General features: G+C 56.3%; 28 protein-coding genes. 19 read left to right on the forward strand and 9 right to left on the reverse strand.

Annotated elements, in window-relative coordinates:
* Positions 1–4 precede the first annotated feature (4 nt).
* Genes IMCC21906_RS14390 through IMCC21906_RS14400 form a run of 3 tightly spaced genes read right to left on the reverse strand, consistent with a single transcriptional unit; the run spans position 5 to position 3430 of the window.
* Complete coding sequence (locus IMCC21906_RS14390; protein ID WP_047012754.1) at positions 5–2053, reverse strand: hypothetical protein; 2049 nt, start codon at positions 2051–2053, stop codon at positions 5–7.
* A complete protein-coding gene (locus IMCC21906_RS14395) occupies positions 2050–2511 on the reverse strand; it encodes a hypothetical protein (protein WP_052763552.1) in 462 nt (153 codons plus the stop codon). Before IMCC21906_RS14395 ends, IMCC21906_RS14390 begins: the two co-directional genes overlap by 4 nt.
* Positions 2504–3430, reverse strand: coding sequence for a hypothetical protein (locus IMCC21906_RS14400; protein ID WP_047012755.1), 927 nt, complete (start codon positions 3428–3430; stop codon positions 2504–2506). The genes IMCC21906_RS14395 and IMCC21906_RS14400 overlap by 8 nt, the downstream gene beginning before the upstream one ends.
* A gap of 223 nt (positions 3431–3653) precedes the next feature.
* On the opposite strand from IMCC21906_RS14400, the gene IMCC21906_RS14405 reads away from it, so the two are divergent.
* Positions 3654–3854, forward strand: a complete 201-nt coding sequence (locus IMCC21906_RS14405) for a hypothetical protein (RefSeq protein ID WP_047012756.1) — start codon at positions 3654–3656, stop codon at positions 3852–3854.
* Between the two features lie 115 nt (positions 3855–3969).
* Here the strand turns inward: IMCC21906_RS14405 and IMCC21906_RS16700 are convergent, their stop codons facing one another.
* Positions 3970–4131 (reverse strand): DUF2274 domain-containing protein, encoded by a 162-nt coding sequence (locus IMCC21906_RS16700; RefSeq protein ID WP_082117491.1) that lies wholly within the window; start codon positions 4129–4131, stop codon positions 3970–3972.
* A 408-nt stretch (positions 4132–4539) separates the two neighbouring features.
* On the opposite strand from IMCC21906_RS16700, the gene IMCC21906_RS17255 reads away from it, so the two are divergent.
* From IMCC21906_RS17255 to IMCC21906_RS14440, 6 genes are read left to right on the forward strand one after another with little or no spacing between them, the layout of a single operon-like run.
* Positions 4540–5046 (forward strand): hypothetical protein, encoded by a 507-nt coding sequence (locus tag IMCC21906_RS17255; RefSeq protein WP_082117492.1) that lies wholly within the window; start codon positions 4540–4542, stop codon positions 5044–5046.
* Entirely contained in the window at positions 5043–5789 is a 747-nt protein-coding gene (locus IMCC21906_RS14420; RefSeq protein ID WP_047012759.1) for a TIGR03759 family integrating conjugative element protein, read from the forward strand. The genes IMCC21906_RS17255 and IMCC21906_RS14420 overlap by 4 nt, the downstream gene beginning before the upstream one ends.
* Complete coding sequence (locus IMCC21906_RS14425; RefSeq protein ID WP_047012760.1) at positions 5774–6352, forward strand: transglycosylase SLT domain-containing protein; 579 nt, start codon at positions 5774–5776, stop codon at positions 6350–6352. Before IMCC21906_RS14420 ends, IMCC21906_RS14425 begins: the two co-directional genes overlap by 16 nt.
* On the forward strand, positions 6349–6882 hold the full coding sequence (locus tag IMCC21906_RS14430) for an integrating conjugative element protein (protein ID WP_047012761.1): 534 nt from the start codon (positions 6349–6351) through the stop codon (positions 6880–6882). The genes IMCC21906_RS14425 and IMCC21906_RS14430 overlap by 4 nt, the downstream gene beginning before the upstream one ends.
* Positions 6882–9008: a type IV conjugative transfer system coupling protein TraD gene (gene traD, locus IMCC21906_RS14435; RefSeq protein WP_047012762.1), complete on the forward strand. Its 2127-nt coding sequence runs from the start codon at positions 6882–6884 to the stop codon at positions 9006–9008. Before IMCC21906_RS14430 ends, traD begins: the two co-directional genes overlap by 1 nt.
* 11 nt (positions 9009–9019) lie before the next feature.
* Positions 9020–9769: a TIGR03747 family integrating conjugative element membrane protein gene (locus IMCC21906_RS14440; protein ID WP_047012763.1), complete on the forward strand. Its 750-nt coding sequence runs from the start codon at positions 9020–9022 to the stop codon at positions 9767–9769.
* 9 nt (positions 9770–9778) lie between these two features.
* On the opposite strand, the gene IMCC21906_RS14445 is transcribed toward IMCC21906_RS14440, so the two are convergent.
* The 4 genes from IMCC21906_RS14445 to IMCC21906_RS14460 form a co-directional block, all read right to left on the reverse strand.
* Positions 9779–13252, reverse strand: coding sequence for a DEAD/DEAH box helicase (locus tag IMCC21906_RS14445; protein ID WP_047012764.1), 3474 nt, complete (start codon positions 13250–13252; stop codon positions 9779–9781).
* The gene (locus IMCC21906_RS14450; protein WP_047012765.1) at positions 13239–14018 is read right to left on the reverse strand and encodes a Hachiman antiphage defense system protein HamA; all 780 of its coding nucleotides are present in this window, start codon (positions 14016–14018) and stop codon (positions 13239–13241) included. The genes IMCC21906_RS14445 and IMCC21906_RS14450 overlap by 14 nt, the downstream gene beginning before the upstream one ends.
* A gap of 75 nt (positions 14019–14093) precedes the next feature.
* On the reverse strand, positions 14094–15389 hold the full coding sequence (locus IMCC21906_RS14455) for a type II toxin-antitoxin system HipA family toxin (protein WP_047012766.1): 1296 nt from the start codon (positions 15387–15389) through the stop codon (positions 14094–14096).
* A 45-nt stretch (positions 15390–15434) separates the two neighbouring features.
* Positions 15435–15758, reverse strand: a complete 324-nt coding sequence (locus tag IMCC21906_RS14460) for a helix-turn-helix transcriptional regulator (protein ID WP_047012767.1) — start codon at positions 15756–15758, stop codon at positions 15435–15437.
* Between the two features lie 535 nt (positions 15759–16293).
* On the opposite strand from IMCC21906_RS14460, the gene IMCC21906_RS14465 reads away from it, so the two are divergent.
* A complete protein-coding gene (locus tag IMCC21906_RS14465) occupies positions 16294–17187 on the forward strand; it encodes a VOC family protein (RefSeq protein WP_047012768.1) in 894 nt (297 codons plus the stop codon).
* 9 nt (positions 17188–17196) lie between these two features.
* A complete protein-coding gene (locus IMCC21906_RS14470) occupies positions 17197–17835 on the forward strand; it encodes a YceI family protein (protein WP_052763554.1) in 639 nt (212 codons plus the stop codon).
* Positions 17836–17853: 18 nt separating this feature from the next.
* Here IMCC21906_RS14470 and IMCC21906_RS14475 read toward each other — a convergent pair whose 3' ends face one another.
* The gene (locus tag IMCC21906_RS14475) at positions 17854–18315 is read right to left on the reverse strand and encodes a transcriptional repressor (protein ID WP_369795795.1); all 462 of its coding nucleotides are present in this window, start codon (positions 18313–18315) and stop codon (positions 17854–17856) included.
* A 207-nt stretch (positions 18316–18522) separates the two neighbouring features.
* Here IMCC21906_RS14475 and IMCC21906_RS14480 point away from each other — a divergent pair, with 207 nt between their 5' ends.
* From IMCC21906_RS14480 to radC, 10 genes are all read left to right on the forward strand, one after another.
* Positions 18523–18873 carry an RAQPRD family integrative conjugative element protein gene (locus tag IMCC21906_RS14480; RefSeq protein WP_047012769.1) on the forward strand — a complete coding sequence of 117 codons (351 nt, stop codon included), beginning with the start codon at positions 18523–18525 and terminating at the stop codon, positions 18871–18873.
* The gene (locus tag IMCC21906_RS14485; protein WP_047012770.1) at positions 18870–19109 is read left to right on the forward strand and encodes a TIGR03758 family integrating conjugative element protein; all 240 of its coding nucleotides are present in this window, start codon (positions 18870–18872) and stop codon (positions 19107–19109) included. Before IMCC21906_RS14480 ends, IMCC21906_RS14485 begins: the two co-directional genes overlap by 4 nt.
* Positions 19110–19128: 19 nt before the next feature.
* Complete coding sequence (locus IMCC21906_RS14490) at positions 19129–19479, forward strand: TIGR03745 family integrating conjugative element membrane protein (RefSeq protein WP_047012771.1); 351 nt, start codon at positions 19129–19131, stop codon at positions 19477–19479.
* Positions 19480–19488: 9 nt separating this feature from the next.
* Positions 19489–19899 (forward strand): TIGR03750 family conjugal transfer protein, encoded by a 411-nt coding sequence (locus IMCC21906_RS14495; protein ID WP_047012772.1) that lies wholly within the window; start codon positions 19489–19491, stop codon positions 19897–19899.
* On the forward strand, positions 19896–20579 hold the full coding sequence (locus tag IMCC21906_RS14500) for a PFL_4703 family integrating conjugative element protein (protein WP_047012773.1): 684 nt from the start codon (positions 19896–19898) through the stop codon (positions 20577–20579). The genes IMCC21906_RS14495 and IMCC21906_RS14500 overlap by 4 nt, the downstream gene beginning before the upstream one ends.
* Positions 20576–21445, forward strand: coding sequence for a TIGR03749 family integrating conjugative element protein (locus IMCC21906_RS14505; protein WP_052763555.1), 870 nt, complete (start codon positions 20576–20578; stop codon positions 21443–21445). Before IMCC21906_RS14500 ends, IMCC21906_RS14505 begins: the two co-directional genes overlap by 4 nt.
* On the forward strand, positions 21435–22835 hold the full coding sequence (locus IMCC21906_RS14510; RefSeq protein WP_047012774.1) for a TIGR03752 family integrating conjugative element protein: 1401 nt from the start codon (positions 21435–21437) through the stop codon (positions 22833–22835). The genes IMCC21906_RS14505 and IMCC21906_RS14510 overlap by 11 nt, the downstream gene beginning before the upstream one ends.
* A complete protein-coding gene (locus tag IMCC21906_RS14515) occupies positions 22816–23247 on the forward strand; it encodes a TIGR03751 family conjugal transfer lipoprotein (RefSeq protein ID WP_047012775.1) in 432 nt (143 codons plus the stop codon). Before IMCC21906_RS14510 ends, IMCC21906_RS14515 begins: the two co-directional genes overlap by 20 nt.
* Positions 23247–26129 (forward strand): conjugative transfer ATPase, encoded by a 2883-nt coding sequence (locus IMCC21906_RS14520; protein WP_047012776.1) that lies wholly within the window; start codon positions 23247–23249, stop codon positions 26127–26129. The genes IMCC21906_RS14515 and IMCC21906_RS14520 overlap by 1 nt, the downstream gene beginning before the upstream one ends.
* Positions 26130–26326: 197 nt before the next feature.
* Positions 26327–26833, forward strand: a complete 507-nt coding sequence (radC, locus tag IMCC21906_RS14525) for a DNA repair protein RadC (RefSeq protein WP_047012777.1) — start codon at positions 26327–26329, stop codon at positions 26831–26833.
* The last annotated feature ends 92 nt before the right edge of the window (positions 26834–26925 follow it).

The raw sequence follows: 26925 nt of genomic DNA on the forward strand, positions 1-26925 counted from the left end.
CTCATCAGTAGTGATCCAATGGCTTAATGAGTTTTCCACTCCATTCGATCAGTTTATGAGGAACACCGGAAGTGACCTCTTTAAAGACGGTTTCCATTTCATCAAATGACGCGGCGACGATGCTCTGAAGTGAAGATTCGCTCGCCAGTTGTTGCAAAAGCGCGCGCTGACTCTCAGCTCTCATTGAGTGCTGCCCTGGTTCATCAAACAAGATCATGCCAGGGTGATTACCAGGGATCGACGGCTGCGCCGAAGTTTGGTAAAGCGCGAGCAGGTAGCTCCAGATGAGGCGCACGAAGTCACTCGCACTAGAATCCGCTTTAATATCTGTTCGCCGGATTTCTCGAAGCTCCAATTGGGACAAGCAAGGTACTAGATTGTCTCGACTGATCTCAATATCTCGAACGGGTGCACTTTCGTATCCGAATGAGCCCGCATTTGCACGAAACTGCTTTTCAAAAATGGAAATTCGTTCCTCATCTTTACTGGAATAAGCTTTATCCGGCAAATTCCTTCTCTTCTTTTGATTCTCTAAAAGTCTGAGCGCAAGCCCCGTGAATTTATCAACAGCAGAAAGAGTGGAGCTTGCAAGTTTCTCCAGGGACTCCATCTCAACTTCGATCTTCACTTGCCTTCGATACACAGCTTTAGATTCAGTCTCTCCAGAGCTCATATCTTTCCTCAATGAAGTAAGGTAATCGTACTTAGCCGCGACTTGAGCTGACAGATCACTTTTACGAGCGTTCGAATCTCTAAGCGCCTCTTTTAGCCCAGTGATTTGTCTACTCAACATTCTTACCTGACTCTTCAGATACTGAATGTTTACTTCCAAGTCCATTTGAGGCCCAGCAATAGCTTCAGCCAGAAGGCTATCTTCTACCGACTGATGACACGTTGGGCACTGACCAGAAGCCAGCGCTACATCTAGTGAAGCACCCAATGTCTGTAATTTAGATGCAGCCTTGTTCCGCTCAAGGTCTTCTTGCGCCTCTTCAAGTAACTTCTCATATTCCGCCAAAGAGCTTTGGTGTAACGTATGTGATGCTGTCGATCGCTCATAAAAAACATTCAGCCTCTGTAGTTCAGCAGTGACACTATCGATTTCTGATATCGCATCATCACCTGTGGCTCTGCTGGTTTCTCTATCTTTATCAGACAGGGCTTGGTATTCCTCTCGAAGCTGGACCATATAGTCATCTAAAGAGGGGGCCGGAGAACCACCTGCTCGCACTACGGCAATTTCTTCGCCACTGAAGTTAACAGTTGGACCGGCTGGACACCCAACAATACTCATCCCTCTGTTCTGCGCCTGAACACGTAGATCTTTCAGAGTACTTCGCCATTCCGCATCAATTTCGACAGATTCTGCATTGAGCTTATTGCGCTCAGTGTTTGTCTCAAATACGTCTAAGTTGAGAAGAAACTCGATGACTCTTGTTCTAGCATCGCGTATACCAAAGAACGGGATTGTCGCAATATAATCAGTCCATCCCCGCTTTTGCTCAACTGCAAGAGCCGCGAACACAGTCTGAAGATAAAGCTTGGTCTCGCCTGATCCAGTAGTCGGCACTTGGGGTAACGATAAACCCAGAAAATCCTCAAGATATTTATGAAATCCTTCCTGCCGCTTAGCACTACCTGCATCGTGAATATAGGTTGAAACCGCTTCGCCCAGCTCTTCCTCATCAGTAATATGAGCAGCGGTAAACACTTCAATTAACTTTTCGGACCGACGCTCATCCCGAATTGACCTTCGAAAAGTGACTACTTCCCCGGCACCATTCTCGACCTCGACCCAGACGGCCGATGCGGAGATAGATATTTTACTACCTTCGTGTTCTATATAATCTTTGACAGCATATGGCAGAGATTTTGTGCCCTTCCCTCCAAGAAGCTCTTCCATCCCAATACCATATAGGAGCGTATTAACCAGCGTACTCTTTCCACATGAATTTCCTGCACGAACAATGGTTAACTTGCGATCAAAAGTAAACAGAAAACCAAAATCTTGGCCATCGGTAATCAGCTGAAGCTTGACCCCTCGAATTATCATTCCGCCTCCCATCCGCTAGACGCGTCATCGACCATACGCTCAGTAATATTTTTTCCTATTTCAAACAGGAACGACCTTTCGCTAGCGAGCAGACCTTCATTTTTTAACAGTTCTTGCAAAAAAACCTCTCCCAATTCCGATATTCTATATGCAGCAGAATCCTCATAAAGGAGACCTTCAGCTAAGGCAAATCGAATTGCTATCGCTAACGACGGATCAAACCCCCACGCCGAGACATTCAAATTTTTGCTTTTGGCAGCAACCACAAGCTGCTGTCTTCTTTCATTACTTTTAAGCGCCCAATTCAGCAAGTGGAGGCGAGGAAGTTTGGACCGACCTCCCCTCGAAGCTAGATAAAGAATCAGCAGCACCTGAGAAATTTTGTATAATGGCCGGTGCTCCGGGAAGACCGGCAATGGCCTACGATTGAAACGCAGTCGCGTAGATTTATTAATCATAATCAAGCTCACAGATTGCCAACCAACGAGCAACCATCAACCTGGCGACTTTACTTGCACTCGTTTCGTCAAACTCTGGCCCCAAATCAGAAACAACACGCTTTTCAAGTGCTCCCCGCACTTTCTCTGTTAAATCTTCAGGTGAGCCTGACCACGTCGCAGATGTTTCAACGACATAATTTTCAAATTCATTGATCAGTCGTACCAGCCGAACGTAGATCACAGGGGCAGAAGATTCAATCTTACGGAAGTAACCATCAGCGGAGAGGAACTGCTCTAGAGTGCGCTGATGAAACGCTTGTACACGAACATCATAGTTGGCCGAATCTTGCTTTTCAGACAAACGCATTTCGCATTTTCGACGAACATTCTTCTCATACTCTTCCTGGCTTCCGTTCAGCTCTGCCAGCTCTGGCGCAACCTCATCGAACACTAAAGATTGGCCTATCGCAGATCGGACTTCATTAATCTCAACAATGTAATTATCACCATCGTAGATCAACACACGGAAATCGTCGCCAATAAAAGACAACCCCCAGCTTCTCACCAAGGCCTCTTTGTTTCTAGCATGTGCTATTAAATTATTCTTATCGAATTCTGGTGTGACAAAAACCCAGCAAATTAATTTTGTCTCTCCCAGTCGCTTTTTCAGCTCAGCCTGGTAGATCTTGAGTTTCCCTAAGTCTTCAGTGATCTTGTCACGTTGTTTACTGTAAAGTTCACCACGCGCATAATGTTTATCTGGGCAATAACATTGGAAGGCCCAACCAGTTTTTAGTGTAAATCCTTCAATCCCGAAATCACCCGGAGATGCGGGCATTGGTTGGTAATTATCGTCGTGATATTTCCGCTTGAATATCTGTTGGCAAAGCCCTTCCCAGGAACTGCCATTGAAGGGGCCAAATTTGCTCCTGAACATCAGCTAGCCCCTTCAAGGAAAATGCAAGCCGACTCCCACCACGAACGACTTACTACATATATGTCCAAAATCAGAATCCACCCCTGTTTGTATTTGACTACGTCAAACAATCAATACCTAATGCCCAGTCTGATCAAATATCAACCAACTTCAATTTACTTGACAATCAGTATTCGATACATTCTACAGATTGTAAAGACGTTGTGAAGGCATTGAAAACCCTATGAACGAGCGTAAGACCGAATCAATCAATCTTCGGATGTCGCCAGGGATGAAAAGGCTGTTGCGTCGAGCGGCAGAGAAGGAACATCGGACACTTTCCAATATGCTGGAAATGCTGATCCTCAATTATTGTAAGAAGAACGGAATTACAGGGCCTGACATCGACAGAAATCCTTCGCATGATGAAGGAAAGCCCGACTAGGGAGCTTGTGTATATCTAAGAGGTAAAGACGTCGCCACATTGTCACCGCCGTATTCGTGGCTTTTCAGGCGTCACCTCTCCTCCGCCGAAACCCGCGATTCTGCACCATAAACGACTACTGCATATGCGGGGTTAGCGTCACCGCATCCATTGGCTCACCGTAGGTCTGGCTATACAACTCGGGATAGCGCTCTAGGTCCGCCTTTAGGAGGTCGGTCTGTTTGTTGACGGTTTCGGCTCTGGGCAGTGGGCCCAATCGCAGCTTGCTGGTAGTCATGCGCTGCCCCTCGCCGGTAGATCAGTGATTGGTAAGGCCGCAACACCAAATCGCAGTTAACGACGAGGTGTACCGGCAGGTCGCCCCGCCGGCGATGATGACACAATTAACGTCTTGGCCGCTCTCAGGCGCCGGCGAAGGGGCGGTCCCAGTGCCAACCGACGCCATCCTCCAGGTCCGTTTCCACCGTGATGTGAGGCCCTGCGCGGACCTGGCCAGCTCCCAGTTGCGCAGTATCGCCAATTCCCCATGACTGCCGACATCTCTCAGTAAATACCAAGTGCTCACGGATAGCGCGCAAAACGCGAGACCCATGGCCAATCCGGTACCGAGCCATTCCCGTTTGTCCGGGGATTTTCAACTCATACCCTGCGAGGGTAACGACATGCATCTGAGAGGATTTAGTGTATGTCAGCCCTCCCCCTCCGAACCTCCGCGAAATTTCTTATCCTGTTCACAGGTTTATTCCCGATCATATTCGCCACTGGGTGCACAACCGCATCGATACCACCGACCGCCACTGAAACACCCGCTGCCAAAACACTACCTTCCATCCCCAATGACTGGATTCCCGTAGCCCGATATGGACGGTATACGCTGATGGCGCTAACCCCTCGCGCCGCCCAGCACAATCTGCTGCTGCAAACTGTTCAGGTTTCCATTCCAACTGATAAGGTCGCTACGGTCGGCGAGGCACTGGATCAGGTGCTGCGGCATTCCGGTTACTCCCTCTGCGACAGTAGCGCTGAGGTATCTGTGCTCCATGATCTTTCGCTGCCCGCCTCCCATCGGCATTTGGGCCCGCTCCTTCTATACGATGCACTACGCACCCTTGCCGGGCCGGCATGGGTTCTGGCGGTTAATAACACTACACGGCAGGTCTGCTTCACACGGACAGGAGCACCAAAACCATGACCGGGTTGCTCCGCTCCAGGGTGGCACTGCAGGCCAGTCCATCTCCTCGGTTTTGGCTTGCTGCCCTGTTGATTGTGCCGGTCCTTACCTTGGCGCAGGGTACGCGGACTACGGAATCCGAGGCCTCCCATAGCCAACCGCAAAGTCTGGGCAACTCGTCCCCTGCTCAGGACTGGGGCCTGAACCCGGCTGAATGGGCACGTTACCAGCGATTGATGAAGGGGCCATTGGGCGTCTATTCGACAAACCTGGACCCTCTCACGGCATTGGGTATTGAAGCCCGAACTGAGATAGAACGGCGTCGTTATGCCGAATTGCAGGTTCTGGCAGAGGCGCGACGAGTTGAGAAGCTATTGGTGTACCAGCGCGCCTATGACGCGGCCTGGCAACGGCTCTTCCCTGGCCTTCAGCCAGTTATGAGTCCCGCCGCCATCACAACCACTCCGATCACCAACTCACCACAACGTCTGGCCGTTTTCGTCAGGGACGATTGTCCGCCCTGTGAAAAGCGAGTCCAACAGTTACAGGATGGCGGTACGGGCTTTGACCTCTACATGGTCGGCAGCGGGCAGGATGACTCGCAACTCCGGCAATGGGCGACACAGGCAGGCGTTGATCCGAACAAGGTACGCTCAGGTGCTATCACCCTCAACCACGATGGCGGACGTTGGCAAAGCCTGAACCTGGCTGGCGACCTGCCCGCGGTCATCCAAAAGGTGAATGGCCAATGGCAGCGTCAGTGAACCCCGGCATCTTCCTCTGCCTGCTGTGGATCATATTCCAGTCCGGGTTCGCCCGCGCTGAACCCGCAATTCCGCCGGCCTATCAGGAGGCGGGGCTGCAGGCTGGTGTACCGCCGGTAATACTGTTCGCAATCGCCCTTCAGGAAAGCGGTATCAACTTCCGGGGGCGGCATGTTCCCTGGCCATGGTCGCTGAATATCGCCGGTCGTGCCTATCGCTTTTCATCACGCAGGGAGAGTTGCCGGCAACTGCAGGACGCGCTTCGCACGCTACCCGCGACCCGTGTCGACGCCGGCCTGGGACAGATCAATTTCGGTTATCACGGGCATCGTGTGAAGCATCCCTGCCATCTGTTTGATCCCTATAAAAACCTTCGGATTGCCGCAACTATACTGCGGGAACAGCACACGCCGGGGCAACCCTGGATACAGGCCGTGGGCCGCTATCACCGACCGGCCGGTGGAGCGCCGGCGGCGCGCTATCGGCACCGGGTGTCACAGCATCTGTCACAACTGAATAAGGGGCAGCATTACGTCACGGTGAGCAGGGAGCCATCCCCATGAAGAGGTTGCATCCTCCCCTGCTGTTGATGGTCCTACTCTCAAGCGCCCTGTGTCTCGCCGATCAGCCGTTGATCGTGGTTGAAGACCGTGGCGGCACACCCGCTCTGCCCTACTATCAGGCTCTAAACCTTGGCCACAACATCTCCCGTAGCAAGCAGCAAACACCCCTCGCCAGGCAAAAATATAAATCCGGCCCGTACAGCGAAGCGGACATGCTCCCGGTGCGGACGCCGTCATTGACGCTGGGCAAGGTCACGCCTCGGGCGATTCGGTCACCGGGCATGACACCGTTCTTCCTGGTCGGCATCGACCCACACTCCCGCGTCTGGTTGCGCCAGCAGGCGGACGTATTGCGTAACCTTGGTGCCATGGGGTTGGTGGTGAATGTGGATACGCTGGACGCGCTGGAACAGCTGCGTGATTCCGTGCCGGGGCTGACCCTGTCGCCCGTCCCCGCCGACGAACTGGCCGGACGACTGGGTTTGAAACACTACCCCGTGCTGATCACGGCCACGGAAATCCGGCAATAATGTCCCAGGCGCAGGCCATGGAGGTGCTGTTACGCCCTGCCGTGGAGCTTTATACGGTGGCGGCCTGCGTCGGCGCTGCTTTTCTCTGTATCGCCGCACCTTGGTCTCTGGCACTCAGTCCGTTACTGGGCATTGGCAGCGCATTGGCGTTTCTGACCTTTGGCGCGGTACGACTGCGGCAGGCATGGGCCATATTGCGCTACCGCCGCAACCTGCGCCGATTGCCCCGCTATGTCATAAACAGCCGGCGCGTGCCCACCAGCCGACAACGGTTGTTTATCGGCCGGGGATTCCGCTGGGACCAGCGCCATACCCATCGGCTGTACCAAACCTACCGCCCGGAATTTCGCCGCTATGTCGAACCCACCCTGGCTTACCGTCTCGCTCGGCACTGGGAGACCCGACTCCAGTTGTCGAGACTGCCGCTGGCGCCACTCGCCCGCCTCACCACCTGGGACCACCCCCTCAACCCGGTGCGCCCGCTGCCACCGGTGGGGGGCATGCCGCGCCTACACGGTATCGAACCCCGTGAATACGATGTCACCCTGCCACTCGACGAACGCGTCGGCCATACTCTGGTGCTGGGAACCACCCGGGTGGGCAAGACCCGTCTCGCGGAACTGCTAATCACCCAGGATATCCGTCGCGGCGAGGTCTGCATTGTGTTCGACCCGAAGGGCGATGCCGACCTGTTGAAACGGATGTATGTGGAAGCGAGGCGGTCGGGGCGTGACGGTGAATTCTACGTGTTTCATCTGGGATGGCCCGATATCTCCGCCCGCTACAATGCGGTCGGGCGGTTCGGGCGGATTTCCGAAGTGGCCACCCGTATCGCCGGCCAGTTATCGGGGGAAGGGGACAGCGCAGCCTTCCGGGAATTTGCCTGGCGGTTCGTCAATATCATTGCCCGTGCCCTGGTGGAGCTCGGCCAGCGGCCCGATTACCTGTTGATCCAGCGACATGTGATCAATATCGACGCCCTGTTTATCGAGTACGCGGCGCACTTCTTCGCGCGGCATGACCCTAAAGCCTGGGAGAGTATTGTTCAGCTGGAATCCAGGCTCAATGACAAAACCATACCCCGCAATATGGTGGGTCGCGAAAAGCGCGTGGTCGCCATCGAGCAATACCTGTCCCAGGCGCGGGTATACGATTCCGTGCTGGACGGCCTGCGCAGCGCCGTGCGCTACGACCGCACCTACTTCGATAAAATCGTCGCGTCACTCCTGCCGTTACTGGAAAAGCTCACCACTGGCAAAATTGCCCAATTGTTGGCGCCCAACTACTCCGACCTCAACGATCCCCGCCCCATCTTCGACTGGCTGCAGATCATCCGCAAACGGGCGGTGGTGTATGTTGGACTGGATGCCCTGTCCGATCCGGAAGTGGCCGCAGCGGTGGGTAACAGCATGTTCTCCGACCTGACTTCGGTGGCGGGCCATCTGTATAAGCACGGCGTGGACGATGGTCTGCCGTCTACCCATTCCCACGACAAACCGGCCATCAATGTCCATGCCGACGAGTTCAACGAGCTGATGGGGGATGAGTTTATCCCGATGATCAACAAAGGGGGTGGCGCGGGCATTCAGGTCACCGCCTATACACAGACGCTCAGCGATATCGAGGCTCGGATTGGCAGCCGCGCCAAAGCCGGCCAGGTCATCGGCAACTTCAACAACCTGTTTATGCTACGGGTGCGGGAGACCGCCACCGCGGAATTGTTGACCAAGCAGTTGCCCAAGGTGGAGGTCTACTCCACCGCAGTCGTCAGCGGTGCGACGGACAGCTCCGACATTCACGGGCCCACGGATTTCACTTCCAATACCCAGGACAGGCTCACACCCACCGAAGTCCCTTTGATCGAACCGGCCCATATCCTCGGTCTGCCCAAGGGGCAAGCCTTCGGCCTTATCGAAGGCGGGAACCTGTGGAAAATCCGCATGCCACTGCCCGCACCGGATCGCGACGAAGCGATGCCCGAGAGTCTCCAGGCTCTCGCCGGTTATATGCGGCAGCAGTATGCAGATTCCGGTAACGCATGGTGGAGCAGCACCCAAGCTATAGGCGAACCGATTCTGTCTCCGGATCTCTTTGAAACAACAGATCCATCTTCGGGTAGTGGTTAGAGAGGTGCACGATGGCAGATCCGGCCAACGTGGCCGCGCGGCAACAAACCCGGCAACAGGGCCTGCTCCTCAGGCTAATCACATTGCCGTTCCGGTTTCTGGGGGTTCTGTGTGGCTCCCTACTCCTGTTCATTCTGATTGAGTGTGCAGGTATGTACCTGTTCTGGGAGAACCAGAGTTGGCACCACACCCGGGATATGCTGCATCGCGAACTCGACAATCTCGACCGCCGGTTTACCCGCAGCATCGTGGTTCAGGAGCCGGGGCGGACAATCACCCGGTGGGTGAATACTGCCCAGGATTTCCTCTTCGTGAGAACCGGCCTGTTGCAAACGGCAAAGCAGTCCGCGCAGTCGTCCCACGACACCAAAAACCACTCGGCACGGGATTTTCGCTATTATCTGACGCAACCATATATCCACATGCAGCGCTGCCTGATCGCAGCCGCGTACGCCACACTCGTGTTTGGGGTCCGGTTATGTGTGCTGAGCCTGATGATTCCGCTACTGCTTATGGCGATGTTTGTCGGCCTGGTGGACGGCCTGGTCCGCCGCGACCTCCGACGCTTCGAATCCGGGCGCGAATCCGGGTTCGTTTATCATAGGGCAAAGGCGACCCTAATACCGTTGCTCGTATTACCCTGGGTGATTTATCTAACACTACCCGTCAGCGTGAACCCGCTGTTTGTGCTTCCGCCCAGCGCAGTGCTTCTCGGGGTGGCCGTTGATGTTGTGGCGGGGAGTTTCAAGAAGTACCTGTAACTCATCAGCCTAAGCCGTAGCCTTTGGCCACACGGCATTGCCTCGGCCGATTCTCACTGCATCGACCACCGTGCAACCAGCCTCTAACTTACCCATCCAGAGGCTGGGAGTGACATCTTGTATAGGCTTCTTAAAGCGAGCGATTCTTAGATAGTCCGGCGTGACCAGCCAAGTTGCCAGATCGTCCTCGTCGATCTCTATCCGATAGATGCCAGGCGGTGGTGCGGCCACTTCGTTGGGCAACTCAAGCGCCCGCTTCCATTCATTAATCGCCCAGGCCTGAACACTCTCGGTCAACATGCTCACCCGAAAACGTTGCCACAACGCCGCCGTCTCGACGGTTGGCCAGTCACCCTGGGCGGTCAATATCTCCATATCGTCGCTGGCCAGCCACTGTCTCATTTCCGCAGGTGTCAAAAAAATAGGTTGCGTCTCCTCAATGGCAGCCATGGCGGCAATTCGAGACGGGAGACCGGCTCGAATGAGCATAGACATCATGAGTTGCGGAACCCCCGTCTCCAAAGCGGCCGCTCCGCCACCTGCAACGACCTCCGGCTCCCAACCTTGGCTGAGCCTACGCGTACGAATAGCTTCCAACGCCCATACCAGACGGTACATGAAAGCATCCTCGACAATACGCATGTTTGCCGTACTTATCTCGTCCACATCGGTACCCGAGACCCATTTCACCAACAGGTCTCGCCAGTTCGCAGGAAGTGCGTTCTTCTTGTCCGGGACGAATGGTCGTATGACCAGCAACCGCTGGGCGAGCTCCGCCAATGCTTCGGATAACGGAGCCACATCGCCTGCAAGTGCCGCCAAGTCGGCACAATCAATCAATTCTTCGAGTTCCTCTGCCATGGCGTCTATTTGCAAGCCCGCCTCAAGGCCGACTCCCATCGCGAAGTGCCCTTTCCGCGCTCTCACGTTAGTGTGCTGCCAGATCAGTTTCGCACGTGCCTGGATGATTGCTTTGTGTTCCACCTCAGTGCCTTCTTCCTCCCTTTGGATTTGGCGCGCCCACAGTGATCCCATCAGCGCTTCGTCAAGCAAGCGGGGCAAGTCATCGCTGTCAGCATCAAGAGCTTCCACCAGGCCGAACACGGTCGCGTCAAGTCTTTCCACCAGTTGAGACAGTGGTTCTTCCTCAATCTTGTCCTCCTCATCGTCTTCGTCAGTGCCTTCGGCAGCCAATGCAGCCACCTCTTCTGCCTGGGATTTCCATCCATCGCGTGAATTGGCCAGGTATTCAAGGGCATCGGCGCGCGCCCATACACCTTCACGTGCAAGACGTTGCATGATCTCGTCAACAATCTGGATCAGCCCACTTTTTAACGATCGTGCTTTGATTGATTCGACAAGCCGCCGCCAGTTGCGAAGTCGTTGCGGGTGCTTGTCGAACATCAGATGGACGATCAAACCCTCTGTATCCACGAATGCCCGGCCTGCGCGCCCGGCGACATTGGCGAATTCTTCGCCTGAAACTAACATACCGGCGCGAACCAGATATGGCACCAGTAGTACCGCAGCATTTAGATTAAGTCCCTGGGATAGGGTTGGTGACGCGACAATGACTTTCAGCGTCCCTTCGGCGAGAAGGCTTTCAAGCTCGCGCAGAAACGGGCTGGGTAAACGGCCATGATGAATCGCGACACCAACCCGTAGAGACGCCACCGCCGGATGATCCGAGCCAAGCCATTCGCGACCGACTTCAAGTGCTCGCTCTATAGCACCTTGATCGTCAAGCAGCGTCGGCAAATAACCTTTTTCCACAAACCGGACGATTTTCTTGCCGTATCCTTCAACCCAATTTGCCTGGGTTGAGAAGATAAGAGTGCGCTTGCCTTGACCTGCAAACTCCCAAGCAGCCTGAATTGCAAAGTCCCCGACATCTCTCGGAAATGGGTTTCGATCCCGACCTCGCGGCTCCATTGCGGAGACAAACCCCGTCAGAAACGGACCATCATTGTTGAGGTCGTAGTTCAGTCGGGCCGAACCTCGTGTCCATGCCAATGTCCCGAACCGCTGACGTGTGGGTCGCCAATCCGAACGAACCGCTTCTCCAGGCTCGTCGCCCCGAATCCAAGCGGTGAGATCATCCAGTTCTTCACCACCGGGCAGAATTGCGGAAAGACAGACAATCCTTCTTTCCGCGGCGTCACCACGTCGTAGCAGTCGTTGTACCAAGGTCTCGTAGCGGATCTCCCTCTCGGTCGGGCCGATCATGTGTCCTTCGTCCAGCACGATCAGCCCCACATCGTTGATCAGATCGACATCGTTGCGAAGAGCGAAATCAAGTTTCTCGGGTGTGGCAATCACGATGTGGTGGCTGCGTAGCGCGTCTTCATCCCCAGACGAAATGCCACTCGCGCCGTAAAGCGACGAAACCGTGAAGCCTAGCGGCGCGAAAGTCTTTCGAAACGAGCGCTCGGTTTGCGCTGAGAGTGCCCGCAATGGTGTGACGATGAGAACACGCTTTTCTGTTGCTAACGTCATGAGTGCGGCGATCTCCGCAACACGGGTCTTTCCAGCACTCGTAGGCAGAGAAACAACGAGGTCGTCAGCAAGATCGGTGGCGCGAGCTGCTGCCTCAAGTTGCGACGGCCATAATTCCACTTCGGACGTTTTTCTTGCGTACAAGGAAGTAATGAACATTCTCCGCAGTCGCGGGTAGTTTTCATCACCGCCCCCAGGCCCGTCGCGCGGCATTCGCTCATGTAGAGAATGCCCCCATAGATCATCTATCAGCGATTGGCTGATTCGACAAACCCACCATAATGGAACGTTGTTAGCATTACCTGCTAGCCTGACTGCCGTCGCAAGCAACGCTTTGGCTTGCTCTTGGAGAACACTCTCACCGGTTTGCAGCGCGAAGTCGAAATACGCCAATGCACGGAAAATAGTGGTATTCAGCACCGTCGCAATAGCCTCGTCAGGCTCAATTTCATCTGCCACCAACGCCTGTGATAGTTCCTCATCACTGTGTTTGTTATCCCTGAGCCAGTTGCGGACATACTCACGCAGTCGGTCCATATCTCGAAGGATCAGCAGCGCGATAGCGATTTCAGCAGGGCTACTGTTTAAATCTCTGTCATGCTCGTTGAATAGAGAGAAGGCGACCGCCGAGAAGCTCGCCAAGTGGTAAGAAGCCGCAGCCAGCGCCCGATAGAACCCGCGCTCTACTGCATCCGACGGCCCATTTCGGACCAATGATTCGAAGGCGTTCGCTGCTCGCTCAAAGCCTTTTGTAGTCAGCGGAGTGGGGCCTACCTCATCACGCAGGTTGAGCGCAGCTCGCAGAAGAGCGAATCCATGTTCCGCCAAATCGACATCTATGGTGTCACCAAATGGCGGGGCATCGTCCGGAAGTTTGCCGTCAACACGCATGAGAGCCCACGCCGCCCCCCGGTCCAAGAGCCGTCCCCAAACTGCATCTTCAGTTGCTGAGGTCAAAAAGTCCCGAAGTTCATCAATCGCTTCCAAGATCTTTCACCTCGTCGTAGATCGTTTTTATAAACTCCCCGTGATCTTCTACGTGAAGGTTGGCGACATAGTGGTTCCGATTGGTACTCGCAGCTTCCAGGTCCTTCATCATGGCACTCGGCACACCATTCCCGGACAGAGTAAAGAACATATGGTCGATCCGATTCGGTCTTAGCGTCGCTCTCCCAACCTCATCACGAATGGTTCTACCCAATTTCCGCTCTTCATCGTCATCGCTATCAAGTAGCCTGTCGGCCACAAACAGCAGGGAGTCTGGCGTGCAACGGCCATGGTTTCGATTGAGCGCCTCACGAGCTTCAGTGATAGTTGTTTTCCCAAGCTTTTTTCGACTCTTAGATTCCCCCTTCAGCAGCCATAGTCGTTCTTCGTCGTCGTAGGCAATACCGATGAAATCGTCGCCGCGTAGTGCCATATCCCTACCATCTTTATAGCGAAGCCTGCGAATAGGCACGTTGAACCCAGTTGTCTCATCGACAAGTTCAGTGGCCAGAATCTCGCCTATGTCACCAGATCGAGATTTCGGGTTCTGTGGCAATACAGCCCCAAGAATGTTGGCAGCATCCGAGTAACCAAGCCTGGCAATATCTTCGGCAATGCGCTCTAACCGCTGATAATGAGAGCGAATAATTTGAACAAGTTCTCCGTGTATTTCATCGCGCCCACCGTCCCTCTCCGTAAGCTTCCACAGGCGCTTACGCTTGTCCTTTTCTTTCTTTAATGTGCACCAAGCGTCAAACAGCGCCATGCTTCCTCCAAACTCGGTTCGTTGCAGATCAATACCAATTCCTTTTTAACGCCTCTCTCACCATCCAGCTATGGGCTACTGTTTCAACAACGCAACCGCTATATCCATCTGTTCATGCTCAAAGGCCGACGCAAAATCTTCCAAATCCTCCCGCCGCATGCCCACTTCCGGGCCGACAGCAATGTCCCGCCAGTTCGCTACCACCGCCCGTACTTCCGCCAAAACGGCCAGAGCCTTGTCTTTATCCAGTGAAAAATAGGCACTCCGAGCCAACAGCATCTCCAGGTCGGTGATGGGCCCGTCTTGTTCCGACAGCCAGGTCTTGGATTCTCGCTCCTTGTCCGGGAAGGGGTTGATGTCGAAGGCCGGCGACAAGCGCCAGAGTCCGCGTTCTACGTGCAGGAAGCCATGATTCTGCAGGTGGTCGTCCACGTTGGTGATCAACAGGTTGAATACCAGGCGGCGCCAGAGCTGCTGCAAGTCTTGCGTAGGTGCGTGGCCATAACTGCGGATGGCGTCGGCGATTTCGGTGTAGCTGCGCTCCTCCTCGCGTGAGGCCTGCAACAGAGAGGCCGCCGACTGGTAGGGAATCCGACCATCAGTGCCGCTACGGTCAAAACGGCGGATCATCGCCACCGGTATGCCCTCCAATTGAACGATACGCGCGATGGCGGCCTCAATGCCGGCGCACCGCGCCAGCTGCAGGGCCAACACTTCCCCTCGGGTGACGCTTCGGGTGTCACCCACACTTGGAAACTTGCCGATAGCGAGCCAGCCGTCTTCGTCAATCACCGTGCATTTGGGGCGCAGACCGCCCAACGACGTTCCTTTGCCCTGCAGGTAACGCAGATCCTCCAGGGTTTCCTGGCCGCGCTCCAGTGCCTGGCTGGCATGAAAAATTTTCCCGAGTTCGATCAATGGTGGTGTGCTGCGTCGCCCCTCCTCCACTGACCGGTGGTAGCGCCCGTCCCCGTCACGCAGGCGCAAGGCGCCTACCCGGCTGAAGTCATCGACCGCCAGTAGGTAATCCATTTCAGTGAGCGCGGGAAGACGCGGGTTCTCCTTCCGACGCTTGGCATGATCGCGGGCGATGACCCGTCGCCCCCAGACATCCGGTGCCGTATCCGCAATGGCACCATGGAAGACCGAATCGTGAGGAGAGGCCGCTTTGTGTGGCTGATATCCCGTCCCCAGGCGCAAGTCGGCGGAAACGTTGAACCGTTCCGGGTTGGACAACCACGATTCATCATAGGCGATGGCGCTGTTCTCACGTCGCCCCTGCTTTACGTACACGAGCTGGCCCACCGGTGTTCCGGCCTTGCCGATGCATAACTGAACCTGCTTGCGTATCGATGTGGTGGCAGTTCTCATGCGATGCGCCCTTTGTTTTTAGGATTTTTCATGACGCATTCATTCTCATAGTGCTTTGGGCGTGCCGCGCTTACTGCGCACGCGCTTGGGCAGGTTCTCATCCATCAGGGTCAGGCCAATCTCGTCGCTCGCGGTGTCCAGCAGCTGTTCCAGAGCCTGTATTTCTCCAAATACATGCAGGGCGCGGGCAAAGAAGTGGATCGGTATGCGGGCATCACCCTTCTCCATACGCTGAACCGTGGAGATCGATGCACCCATACGCTCGGCCAGCGAGGCCTGGGTGATATGGCGCCGCCTGCGTGCCAGGGATATATCGCTACCCAGCTTGCGGATAGCTCGCTCGACAGGCAGGGGAATCGGAGATTCCATTTAAAACTCCCAACAGATAGCAAATCTGTTTTTACACTTCTGATAGGAACGATTATATAGAACTTTAGGTCAAAATCAACTATCGGTCCAACCAGAACCATTATTCAAAATAAAACATCCAATGAGATGCATTATGTTCCATCGTCACTTACTGCCTGTTGTCATCTTGTTTACCCAGGCTAGCCCTAATGTTGAGAATGCCTCAGCCTCAATACAAAATCGCCACCTTCCCCGGTGTGCTCTCCCAGTGGCAACTACCAAAGCAGCTCTCCTGCGGATTAAATGTTTTCGCTTCCGAAGAAATCACCCTGAGCTCTCAACCTTCGCTGGCATTGTGCTCGGCTTACTGTGAAAGAGATAACCCATCAAGAATATCTTCATGGCCATGTCGAATACCGGGCGGCCTGTTCGACTATCAGGTGTTACAGCACTCGGTGACAATCAACACTCCGTAAAGGTAGTCTTCCGGCGTGTTCGTGAATATCGTTTTACAGCCAACTCAGAACCACTATGATGATTTGACAAGGAGAAAACCATGCAAAAAATCATTCCCCATCTATGGTTTGACAAGGAAGCCAAAGAAGCCGCTGAATTCTATACAGAGATATTTGAAGATTCAGAAGTTACCGATGTAACAACCCTGCACGATACCCCCTCTGGCGACTGTGAGGTTGTGTCATTCAATCTGCTGGGCTGTCCTTTCATGGCAATCAGCGCAGGTCCGTTGTTTACGCCTAACCCGTCGATTTCATTTTTCATCAACTTTGATCCGTCCCGCGTTCCGGACGCGGCAAAAAAGATTGATAACGTCTGGGAGAAACTTGCCATAAACGGCACAACACTTATGCCGCTTGATCAATATCCGTTTAGTGAGCGCTATGGCTGGATTCAGGACCGGTACGGAATATCGTGGCAGTTAATTCTGACCGACCCTGATGGAAACTCCAGACCGCCCATTGTGCCGTGCCTCATGTTCGTCGGCGAGAACTGCGGCAAGGCCGAAGACGCCATCAAGCATTACACGTCCGTTTTCAAGGATTCGAAACAGGGTTTAATGGCCCGCTACCCCGCAGGCATGGAACCCGACAGGGAAGGAACAGTGATGTTTGCCGACTTTATGATTGGCGGCACCTGGATGGCAGCCATGGACTCCGCACATGAACACGGGTTTTCCTTCAATGAGGCAATATCCCTCATGATCAATTGTGATACGCAGGAAGAGATTGATTATTTCTGGGAAAAGCTCTCCGCCATGCCCGAAGCCGAACAATGCGGATGGGTAAAAGACCAATACGGTTTATCATGGCAAATCTCTCCCACCATTATGGGCGACCTTTTGGGTGGCAGTGACCGGGAGAAAATAGCGCGGGTCACGCAAGTGATGCTGCAAATGAAAAAACTGGATATCGAAAAACTCATAAGCGCATAGGTTCACCCCATGAGAATGTACAGTCTTATCGCTATTATAGTGCTGTGTATCACCTTTCCGGTACAGGCAGAAAACACAACCGATCTTCCTTCAGGCACTTACACGCTGGATAAGAGTCATGCGAGCCTGGTGTTCAGTGTCAGTCATCTCGGCTTCACCGACTACACCATGACTTTCGATTCATTTGACGCCACACTTGAGCTTGATTCGGCACAATTGGAGAAGTCATCCCTAAGAGCGACGATCAACCCTCTTTCCCTTGACCTTCCGAGCCCACCGGAAGGATTTACCGATACTATCGTGAATGATGAGCATTGGCTGAATGCCAAGGTGTTTCCCGAGATCACTTTCACATCCCGCCGGGTAGAGTTAACCAACGAGAAAACCGTCAACGTCCACGGTGATCTGGAGATATTAGGCATCAGGAAACCTGTCGTTCTTGAAGCGGTTTTCAACGGAGGCTACAAAGGGCATCCCATGGACCCGAACGCCCGTATCGGATTTTCGGCAAGCGGCACGTTCAAACGATCCGATTTCGGGATGACATACGGTCTCCCGGAACCTGGCACGACGATGGGCGTCGGCGATGACATCAACGTGATGATCGAAGCGGAGTTCACCGGTCCGCCGCTACAGGAAGCTGAGTAGTCACGTCCAGACTACGGATCATGCTCCACCGATCGACTTCTCCGTTCGGATGTCTTTACGAACAAAGAGTACCAAGCGATAGTCCACTAATTCATAGCCTTGTTCCTTGGCGATGCGTTCCTGTTGTTCAATGATTTTTTGATCCCTGAATTCGATGATCTCGCCACTGTCCATACAGACCATATGGTCGTGACGGTCATCGCCCGTCAACTCGTACCGCGCCTGACCCGTATCGAAGTTGTGTCGAACGACCAGTCCGGCCATTTCCAATTGCGCGAGTACACGATAAATCGTCCCCACTGACATGCTGTTACCGGTCGACATCAGGCATTTGTAAATTTCTTCGGCCCGGAGGTGACGGCTCTCGGTTTGCGCGGAAGCCAAAATGTCCAATACTTTGATGCGGGACATGGTGACCGTCAGTCCGACTTTTCTCAGCTCTCGTTTTGGTGAAACCATCCTGGAATAAACCCTACCCATACCCAGGGACCGGCAAGCGCCGGACCTGAATAAACATTGTTTCCATTACAGGTAACGAACGAGGCCGATAAAAATTCAAGAAAACTGCAGGATCTCGCTGACTCTCATATCGCCAATACGGTTAACAACCAATCCTCTTTGTTTACGGCGCGCCCCTGGGGAATAACGCAGCATCCCACCCGTACCGACTGATAGCGGACAAGTGTGATGACCTCGTGTTCCAAGACAGTATTCTCGACTTATTGCGTTGTGCTGGCGATTGGCATTGCCTCAAGCCATGCCGTGGCCAATGAACAAACGCCAGCCAGCACTGATGAACGCGCCCGCCTGGCGGCCATACTACGCCAGCTAAATACTGTTGAACGTCTGGTAGCCCGGCGTAGCGAGTCCGTGCGACCTGATGCGGCGCGCTACTACTTTGATTACCCCCGACTACTTGAGGATATCGACAGCATTCGTCGGGGTATTGACGCGTATCTGGTACCAGAACGGGCACAACCCCGGGAACCAGCACGTTTGATCGGCGATTACCAACGCGAATCGGTGCCGATGCCATGAGCCTGTCCGCCGACCAAGTCGCGGCCTTTCAGGCCAATGCCGGTTACTCACCCGACACCATGGCCACCGTGCTTATCAGCGCGGTCTTTGCCGTTTTGCTGCTGTGGGGAGCCTGGGCACTGCGCACCGCGTATGTGGGCTGGGCCGAACACAGCATCAACCAACGTCAGTTCCTCGCCGTGGCGATACGGTTTGTCGCCATGTATGTGGTGCTGACGTTCCTTTTACTTTCCTGACCGTTTGAAAGGTGTTGCCATGACACAACGAGCTTTCTCTTTCCTTTCCCTCTCGGTCGGCAGTCTGCTGGCCGCCATGCTACCGCTGCCGGTATTCGCGCAGTTGCCTACCATGGAAGATCCGTCCCGTGGTGCCGGCAGTGGCATCATGGAAACCCTTCAGAATTACGGCTACGACATCGTGATGCTGATCGCCCTGCTGGTGGTGGCCTCCATGTTTGTCGGGGTTTGCTACCACGCCTACACCCGCTATGCGGAAATTCATACCGGCCGTGCCACTTGGGGACAGTTCGGATTGACCGTGGCGGTGGGAGCGATTCTGCTGGTTGTGGGTATCTGGCTGCTCACCGAAGCCACCGGCATTCTGTAGAGCAGAACGATGTCCCCCGACCTGGCCAACAAGGAGGATGGCACCATCCTTTTTCTGCCTCATCGCCTGAATCGCCAGCCGGTGGTGGTTCGCGGCCTGACCGCCGATGAGCTTTGGCTTTGCGCGGGTGGCTCGGCAGCCATCGGCCTGACATTGGGCCTGCCGCTGGCCTGGCTGCTCGGCAGTATCGCCGTGGTTCCCAGTTTGATAGTCGGTACCAGCGCCATTGGAATCTTTTCCTGTGGCGGTGTGTTGCGACGACTGAAACGGGGCCGGCCCGAAACCTGGCTGTACCGTCAACTGCAGTGGCATCTGGCCCTGCGCTACCCACTGCTGGGCGATCACTTGGGAGCCAGAGACCTGATAACCCGCACCGGTTACTGGGCCACACGCCGCACCCCGAGACGGAGTACGCCATGAGCCGGTTCAAAAACGAAGTGACCCACCTCCGCGCCCATGTCAACACCTTGCGCCTTGGGCTCGCCGCCCTGTTCGTCCTCGCCGTGGGCCTGGGTGTTGGCTGGTGGAGCGCGCCGCGCGACCTGACTATCCATATTCCCCCGGACCTGCGTTCGGGCAGCGTGCGCAAATGGTGGGAGGTGCCGCCCGCCTCGGTGTATGCCTTCACTTTTTATGTCTTTCAGCAGCTCAATCGTTGGCCCAGCAACGGCGAGAAGGATTACCTCCGAAATATACACACCTTGTCCGCCTACCTAACCCCCAACTGTCGAGTGTTCTTGCAACAGGACTACGAGGAACGCCGTCAGGCTGGCGAACTTCGGCAACGGGTACGCGGCCTCTACGAAATCCCCGGTCGTGGCTATGGCGACAACCCCGGCGCCCGCGTCGAAGCCATCTCGAACCGGGATTGGATCGTCACGCTGGATATCGCCATCGATGAGTACTACGGCTCGGAACAGGTCAAGCGCGCCCTGGTGCGCTTCCCCCTGAAAGTGCTGCGCAGCGATGTCGATCCGGAGCAAAACCCCTTTGGCCTGGTACTGGACTGCTATAGCGAAACACCCCAGCGGATTATGCCGTCGGACACCGGTTCCCAAGCCAATCCAGATACGCACTCTCTGCCGGGGGGCACACCATGAGCCGCTCGAATCGCCTGGTGTCAGGCTGCTTCTGGCTGATCCTGTCACTCGCTGGCAACAGCCACGCCGTAGAAATCCTGCATTGGCAGCGCCTGCCCCTTACTGTTCCTCTGCACGTTGATGAAGAGCGGGTGATTTTCGTCAACCGCGATGTGCGGGTGGGAGTACCCGCCTCACTGGCGTCACGCCTGCGGGTACAAAGTGCGGGCGGCGCGATCTACCTGCGAGCGAATGAAACCCTGGAAGCCACCCGGCTGCAATTACAGGATACCAACACGGGCGACCTGATTCTGCTGGATGTGGCGGCCACCCCGGCCGATGACAACGAGGCCCCACTCGAGCCCGTTCGCATCGTGACCGACTCTGCCGAAGGCAGCGATTCCGCCTCCCCTGCCGATGCGGGTGATATCCAGAACAAACGCCGCAATACTCCGATCCCCGTGGCCTTGACCCGTTATGCCGCACAAAGTCTGTATGCCCCGCTGCGCACGGTGGAACCCGTGCCAGGACTATCCCGGGTCACTCTCAGCAACTCACTGAAGTTGGACAACCTGGCACCCGTCCTGCCCCTGCGCGCCAGAGCCCTGGCAGCCTGGCGATTGGATGACTACTGGCTCACCACGGTCCTGCTGACCAATACCACCGATCACTGGCTGGCGTTAGATCCCCGTATATTGCAGGGTGATTTCGTGGCGGCGACGTTTCAGCATACGACGCTGGGTCCCCGCGGCGAGCCCACCGATACCACCGTCCTGTACCTGGTGACCCGGGGACACGGCCTGGCGGACGCCCTGTTGCCGATGATCAGCCCGGTGGATGCGGCCACCAACCTGCCCGGAGGACAGGGAGCCGACAATGCGGAGTAATGGCCTGCTCAAATGGTTGATGATCCCGCTGGTGTGCCTGCTGGTCTTTGTCGGCCTGCGGCTGTCGTCCGACCAACAGCCGTCGCCAGCAACCGCGGATCGGCCCGGTAACCAGCTGACCCCCGAGGAAATGCAGGCCCTTGGCATCGAGGGGGACACCCCGCGGGACACCGTCGCCACACTGGTGGCTCAGGTCAAACAGCTGCGCGGTGAGCTGCAAACCGCGCTGAATGACAACGAGCGCCAGGCCGAGGAAAACCGCCGCCTGCGCCAACGGGAAAGCACCATTGATCAACGGGTTCAGAGGGCGCTGGCGGAGGAGCGAAGCCGCTTTCAGCAAACCCGCAATGAAGTTGCCTCCGACACTCGGCAAACCCGAAGCCTGCTCAACGACCTTGAGCGTCGGCTCGACGATTTGGGCGGTGCGGAGCTGCCGGTCGGGTTGGGGCTGGAGGGTGGCGATATACCGGCAGTGGGCGGTATTCGCTGGATTGAACCGGACGATAAACCACCCTCGGAGAGCGCGGAAGAAACCACCGGAGGCAACCGCCTGGGCATCACCAGCCCCTTCGCCTCGGCACCATCGGCTTCAAGGACAGCGTCTGGGCCAACCGATACGGAATCAAAAACGCCGGTTATCAATGTTGCCGAACCTGTCTATACCGTACCCGCCAACGCCACCTTGATGGGATCGATTTCGATGACCGCGTTGATCGGTCGCATTCCCATCGACGGTACGGTCAACGACCCCTACCCTTTCAAAGTCCTGATCGGCCCGGACAACCTGACCGCCAACGGTATTGATCTGCCGGAGGTGACCGGCGCAGTGGTCAGTGGTACTGCCTCGGGGGACTGGACTCTCTCCTGCGTGCGCGGCCAGATTCAGTCCATTACCTTTGTCTTCCAGGACGGCTCCATCCGTACCGTCCCGGAGATCACGACGGATGAGAACCGCACGGCAGGCAATCGCAATACCCTGGGCTGGATCAGCGATCCCTACGGGATTCCTTGCGTCAGTGGTGACCGGCGCAGTAATGCCCAGCAATACCTGAGCTCCCGCGCGTTGATCACCGCTGCGGGCGCTGGGGCCGCCTCGTTTATCGACTCGGACAGCGGCAATGTCGCCTACGTCAGCAACAGCAACGGGACGCTGGGCACGGTCGGCATCTCGGGGGATGAAGCCATGGGCCGTATTCTTGCCGGCGGGGTGCAGGATATGTCCGCCTGGGTCAACAAGCTGTATGGCGAAGCTTTTGCCGCGGTCTATGTCCCGCCCGGTGCCGATGTCGCTGTGCATATTGAAAAACCCCTTGAGATCGACTTCGACCCCAACGGTCGCCGTGTCAACCATCGCCTGGGAGGTGCCGACCATGTGTCACCGCTGGACTAACACTGCCATCTGCCTGGTCGCCACCGCGCTCCTGGCCGGCTGTGCCACCCACAAGGAAGCGCTGCTGCCGCACAACGGCGAATCCATGTTGGACATCTGGCAGCGGGGAACCGGTGGCAGCCCTGGCCAAAGCCAATTAACGCAGCAACTGCTGGAAGCCCGGCTGGTGTTGCGCCGGCCGTTGAGGGGCACAGAACTGGAAAATCCATCGGTGCATGCGCTCTATACCCGCACCGCGGAGAACGAGATCAAAAGCCAGTTTCACCGCCTCCCCAATCCCGACCTGGTGATGTATGTCTTTCCCCACCTGGCCGGTTCGGAGCCGGTACCTGTGCCCGGCTACAGCACGGTCTTCCCGTTTTACCGGCAGGTGCAGTACGCCCTACCGGGAGAACGGGTAGAGGATTACTGATGGACTGGCGGTTACCCTGGCAACAGAGGGCGGCACCCGCCGAAGCTGGCCATTCCGGGAGCGATGCCTGGCAGCGTCATGTGGGCCGCCTGGCCGCTGCGGGAATACCCGAACCCGGTACCGGCGAGGCGGCAACAGATCGCACAGCCACCCGAGCCGACGAAGCCACCCTGTACCACGTCAACCCCTCCTTTGCCGATCTCCTGCCCTGGGCGGAATACCTGCCCGATGCCCGCTGTATGCTGCTGGAGGACGGACGGTCCGTGGCGGCATTCTACGAACTCACCCCCATCGGTACCGAAGGACGGGATAACGCCTGGTTGTGGCAGGCCCGTGACGCCTTGGAAAATGCCCTGCAAGACAGTTTCGACGAACTCGACGACAACCCCTGGGTGGTGCAACTGTACGCCCAGGACGAAACCCACTGGGATCGCTACCTGACGTCACTGCGGCGTTATTTCCACCCCCGCGCGCAGGGCACCGCGTTCAGCGATTTCTATCTCCGTTTTTTCACCCACCACTTGGAAGCCATCGCCAAGCCCGGCGGACTGTTTACCGATGAGACCGTGACCCGGTTGCCCTGGCGCGGCCAGACCCGTCGGGTTCGGCTGGTGGTCTACCGGCGCGCCGGCGCCGCCCGGCGGACACTGTCACCGGAACAGGCCCTGACGATCACCTGCAACCGGCTGGAGGGAGGCCTGCACAATGCCGGGGTTCGTGCGCACCGCCAGTCCGCCGCCGACATCCACGATTGGCTACTGCGCTGGTTCAACCCGCAACCGGATTTTTTGGGGGACTCCCTCGCCGACCGCGAGCGTTTTTACCAGCTCGCGGGCTATCCCGAAGAGGGAGAGAGCGATGAGATCGAATTGGCCAGTGGTCGGGATTTCGCACAACGACTGTTCTTCGAACAACCCCGATCGGATATCGACAACGGTTTGTGGTGGTTCAACAGGATGCCCCACCGGGTCGTTACCCTGGATCGCTTGCGTATGCCCCCCGCAACGGGTCATCTAACCGGGGAGACCCGCAAAGGCGGCGATGCGATCAATGCGCTGTTCGACCAGATGCCGGAGGACACCATCCTCTGCCTGACCCTGGTGGCCACACCGCAAGACAGCCTGGAATCCCGCCTCAATCATCTGGGCCGCAAGGCCGTGGGCGATACCCTGTCTTCGGAGCATACCCGGCAGGATGTGCAGCAGGCGCGGACCATTATTGGCCGGGCCCACAAACTCTACCAGGGGGCGATGGCTTTCTATCTCCGCGGACGGGACCAAGCCGAACTCGAGGCCCGTGGAGTGCAGCTCAACAACGTCATGCTCAATGCGGGACTGCAGCCGGTGCGGGAGGAGGACGAGGTCGCCCCCCTCAACAGTTATCTGCGCTGGCTGCCCGCGGTGTTCAACCCCGCCCAGGACAAACGCCAGTGGTATACCCAACTGATGTTTGCCCAGCACGCCGCCAATCTGGTGCCGCTCTGGGGCCGCGGCCAGGGTACCGGCCACCCCGGCATCACTTTCTTCAATCGCGGCGGCGAAACCGTCACCTTCGACCCACTGAACCGGCTGGATCGACAGATGAACGCCCACCTGTTTCTTTTCGGCCCCACCGGTTCGGGTAAAAGTGCGACGCTGAACAATATCCTGAACCAGGTGACCGCCATTTACCGGCCACGGCTGTTTATCGTCGAGGCCGGCAATTCCTTCGGACTGTTTGGCGACTTCGCCCAACGCCTGGGACTTTCCGTCCACCGGGTCAAACTCGCGCCCGGCGCCGGCGTGAGTCTGGCGCCCTTTGTAGATGCCAAGCGCCTGGTCGACACGCCCAGCCAGGTCTGGACCCTGGACGCGGATGCCATTGACGACAACCGGAACACCGATAACGACCAGGGTGATGAACAGCGGGATGTACTGGGCGAATTGGAAATCACCGCCCGGCTGATGATTACCGGGGGCGAGGACAAGGAGGAGGCGCGAATGACCCGCGCCGACCGCAGCCTGATCCGCCAGTGCATTCTGGATGCCGCCCACCGTTGCGCCACTGATGGGCGACCCGTGCTGACGGAGGATGTACGCGATGCCCTGCGGGAACGCAGCCGGGGCACCGCATTACCCGAAATCCGGCAGGCTCGCTTACTGGAAATGGCCGACGCGCTGGAACTGTTTTGCCAGGGCATCGATGGCCAGATGTTCAACCGCCCCGGCACCCCCTGGCCCGAGGCGGACATCACCATTGTGGATCTGGCCACCTTCGCCCGCGAAGGCTACAACGCCCAGCTCTCCATCGCCTATATCTCACTAATCAATACCGTCAACAACATCGCCGAGCGGGATCAGTTTCTGGGGCGTCCCATCATCAACGTGACCGACGAAGGCCATATCATTACCAAGAACCCGCTCCTCGCACCCTATGTGGTAAAGATCACCAAGATGTGGCGGAAGCTGGGCGCCTGGTTCTGGCTGGCGACCCAAAATCTGGACGACCTGCCGAAAGAAGCCGAAACCATGCTCAACATGATCGAGTGGTGGATCTGCCTGTCGATGCCCCCGGACGAGGTCGAGAAAATCGCCCGCTTCCGCGAACTCACCCCCTCCCAGAAAGCGCTGATGCTGTCCGCCCGCAAGGAAGCTGGCAAGTTTTCGGAAGGCGTGATCCTGTCCAAATCCATGGAGCTCCTGTTTCGGGCGGTGCCACCCAGCCTGTACCTGGCCATGGCCATGGCGATGACCGAACCGGAGGAGAAGGCCGAACGCTACCAACTGATGCAGGCACACGGCATCAGTGAACTGGACGCCGCCCTGCGGGTGGCGAAAAAAATTGACGAGGCTCGGGGCATCGCCCCATTGCCCCTGGATGACCTGACACCGAATGCCGGCTGACTCTGGTCAGCGACATGCCAAACAGCCGCGATCTGCAAGGCTGTGATGCGGACACACCGCATTGATCAACCCCGCTCGCACCGCATCCGATCCAGCGAGCGACTACTGCTCAAGCGGTAGTGGATGCCATTGATCCCATGTCCCGGAGGGCCCAGCCCTTTGGGAGGGAACCCTCCATCACTTTTCCGGAGGTTCCCATGACCACATCCTTAGCAATCACTGATCCCATTGACGCAACACCCCATTGTTTATCCGACACCCGTCGGCGGGAAGAGCGCATCATTGAGCAAGCCATTGCCCTACTGGAACAACGCCTGTTCCAACGGGAGACCGCACTGCAGAATCCCAACGCGGTGCGGGAGTACCTGCGCCTTAAACTGGCCGGCAAGCCCCACGAGGTCTTTGCCGCCATCTTCCTCGACACGCAACATCGGGTGATCGCCTTTGAATGCCTGTTCACCGGCACCCTCGACGGGGCTTCCGTGTATCCTCGCGAGGTACTCAAGCGCACACTTCTGTTGAACGCCGGTGCGTTGATCCTGGCCCACAATCATCCGTCGGGAGTCTGCGAGCCCAGCAGTGCCGACAGAGCCATCACCACACGACTGAAGGAAGCCCTGGCTTACATTGATGTGCGGGTGCTGGATCATTTTATCATTGGTGACGGTGTGCCCTTCTCGTTTGCCGAGTCGGGTTTGCTTTGACATCGACTATTCAATACTCGTTGATTAATCCAACGTCTACCATTCTCGGAACCGGGGCAACCTGTTATTCAAGTTGCCCAGGTATAGAATGT

It is taken from the genome of Spongiibacter sp. IMCC21906, from assembly GCF_001010805.1.
Classification (GTDB): Bacteria; Pseudomonadota; Gammaproteobacteria; order Pseudomonadales; family Spongiibacteraceae; genus Spongiibacter.

Excerpts from the sequence above, each read along its gene's own strand:
- IMCC21906_RS14390 (WP_047012754.1), bottom strand. The coding sequence starts at position 2,053 with ATGATAATTCGAGGGGTCAAGCTTCAGCTGATTACCGATGGCCAAGAT.
- IMCC21906_RS14395 (WP_052763552.1), bottom strand. The coding sequence starts at position 2,511 with ATGATTAATAAATCTACGCGACTGCGTTTCAATCGTAGGCCATTGCCG.
- IMCC21906_RS14400 (WP_047012755.1), bottom strand. The coding sequence starts at position 3,430 with ATGTTCAGGAGCAAATTTGGCCCCTTCAATGGCAGTTCCTGGGAAGGG.
- IMCC21906_RS14405 (WP_047012756.1), top strand. The coding sequence starts at position 3,654 with ATGAACGAGCGTAAGACCGAATCAATCAATCTTCGGATGTCGCCAGGG.
- IMCC21906_RS16700 (WP_082117491.1), bottom strand. The coding sequence starts at position 4,131 with ATGACTACCAGCAAGCTGCGATTGGGCCCACTGCCCAGAGCCGAAACC.
- IMCC21906_RS17255 (WP_082117492.1), top strand. The coding sequence starts at position 4,540 with ATGTCAGCCCTCCCCCTCCGAACCTCCGCGAAATTTCTTATCCTGTTC.
- IMCC21906_RS14420 (WP_047012759.1), top strand. The coding sequence starts at position 5,043 with ATGACCGGGTTGCTCCGCTCCAGGGTGGCACTGCAGGCCAGTCCATCT.
- IMCC21906_RS14425 (WP_047012760.1), top strand. The coding sequence starts at position 5,774 with ATGGCAGCGTCAGTGAACCCCGGCATCTTCCTCTGCCTGCTGTGGATC.
- IMCC21906_RS14430 (WP_047012761.1), top strand. The coding sequence starts at position 6,349 with ATGAAGAGGTTGCATCCTCCCCTGCTGTTGATGGTCCTACTCTCAAGC.
- traD (WP_047012762.1), top strand. The coding sequence starts at position 6,882 with ATGTCCCAGGCGCAGGCCATGGAGGTGCTGTTACGCCCTGCCGTGGAG.
- IMCC21906_RS14440 (WP_047012763.1), top strand. The coding sequence starts at position 9,020 with ATGGCAGATCCGGCCAACGTGGCCGCGCGGCAACAAACCCGGCAACAG.
- IMCC21906_RS14450 (WP_047012765.1), bottom strand. The coding sequence starts at position 14,018 with ATGGCGCTGTTTGACGCTTGGTGCACATTAAAGAAAGAAAAGGACAAG.
- IMCC21906_RS14455 (WP_047012766.1), bottom strand. The coding sequence starts at position 15,389 with ATGAGAACTGCCACCACATCGATACGCAAGCAGGTTCAGTTATGCATC.
- IMCC21906_RS14460 (WP_047012767.1), bottom strand. The coding sequence starts at position 15,758 with ATGGAATCTCCGATTCCCCTGCCTGTCGAGCGAGCTATCCGCAAGCTG.
- IMCC21906_RS14465 (WP_047012768.1), top strand. The coding sequence starts at position 16,294 with ATGCAAAAAATCATTCCCCATCTATGGTTTGACAAGGAAGCCAAAGAA.
- IMCC21906_RS14470 (WP_052763554.1), top strand. The coding sequence starts at position 17,197 with ATGAGAATGTACAGTCTTATCGCTATTATAGTGCTGTGTATCACCTTT.
- IMCC21906_RS14475 (WP_369795795.1), bottom strand. The coding sequence starts at position 18,315 with ATGGGTAGGGTTTATTCCAGGATGGTTTCACCAAAACGAGAGCTGAGA.
- IMCC21906_RS14480 (WP_047012769.1), top strand. The coding sequence starts at position 18,523 with ATGACCTCGTGTTCCAAGACAGTATTCTCGACTTATTGCGTTGTGCTG.
- IMCC21906_RS14485 (WP_047012770.1), top strand. The coding sequence starts at position 18,870 with ATGAGCCTGTCCGCCGACCAAGTCGCGGCCTTTCAGGCCAATGCCGGT.
- IMCC21906_RS14490 (WP_047012771.1), top strand. The coding sequence starts at position 19,129 with ATGACACAACGAGCTTTCTCTTTCCTTTCCCTCTCGGTCGGCAGTCTG.
- IMCC21906_RS14495 (WP_047012772.1), top strand. The coding sequence starts at position 19,489 with ATGTCCCCCGACCTGGCCAACAAGGAGGATGGCACCATCCTTTTTCTG.
- IMCC21906_RS14500 (WP_047012773.1), top strand. The coding sequence starts at position 19,896 with ATGAGCCGGTTCAAAAACGAAGTGACCCACCTCCGCGCCCATGTCAAC.
- IMCC21906_RS14505 (WP_052763555.1), top strand. The coding sequence starts at position 20,576 with ATGAGCCGCTCGAATCGCCTGGTGTCAGGCTGCTTCTGGCTGATCCTG.
- IMCC21906_RS14510 (WP_047012774.1), top strand. The coding sequence starts at position 21,435 with ATGCGGAGTAATGGCCTGCTCAAATGGTTGATGATCCCGCTGGTGTGC.
- IMCC21906_RS14515 (WP_047012775.1), top strand. The coding sequence starts at position 22,816 with ATGTGTCACCGCTGGACTAACACTGCCATCTGCCTGGTCGCCACCGCG.
- IMCC21906_RS14520 (WP_047012776.1), top strand. The coding sequence starts at position 23,247 with ATGGACTGGCGGTTACCCTGGCAACAGAGGGCGGCACCCGCCGAAGCT.
- radC (WP_047012777.1), top strand. The coding sequence starts at position 26,327 with ATGACCACATCCTTAGCAATCACTGATCCCATTGACGCAACACCCCAT.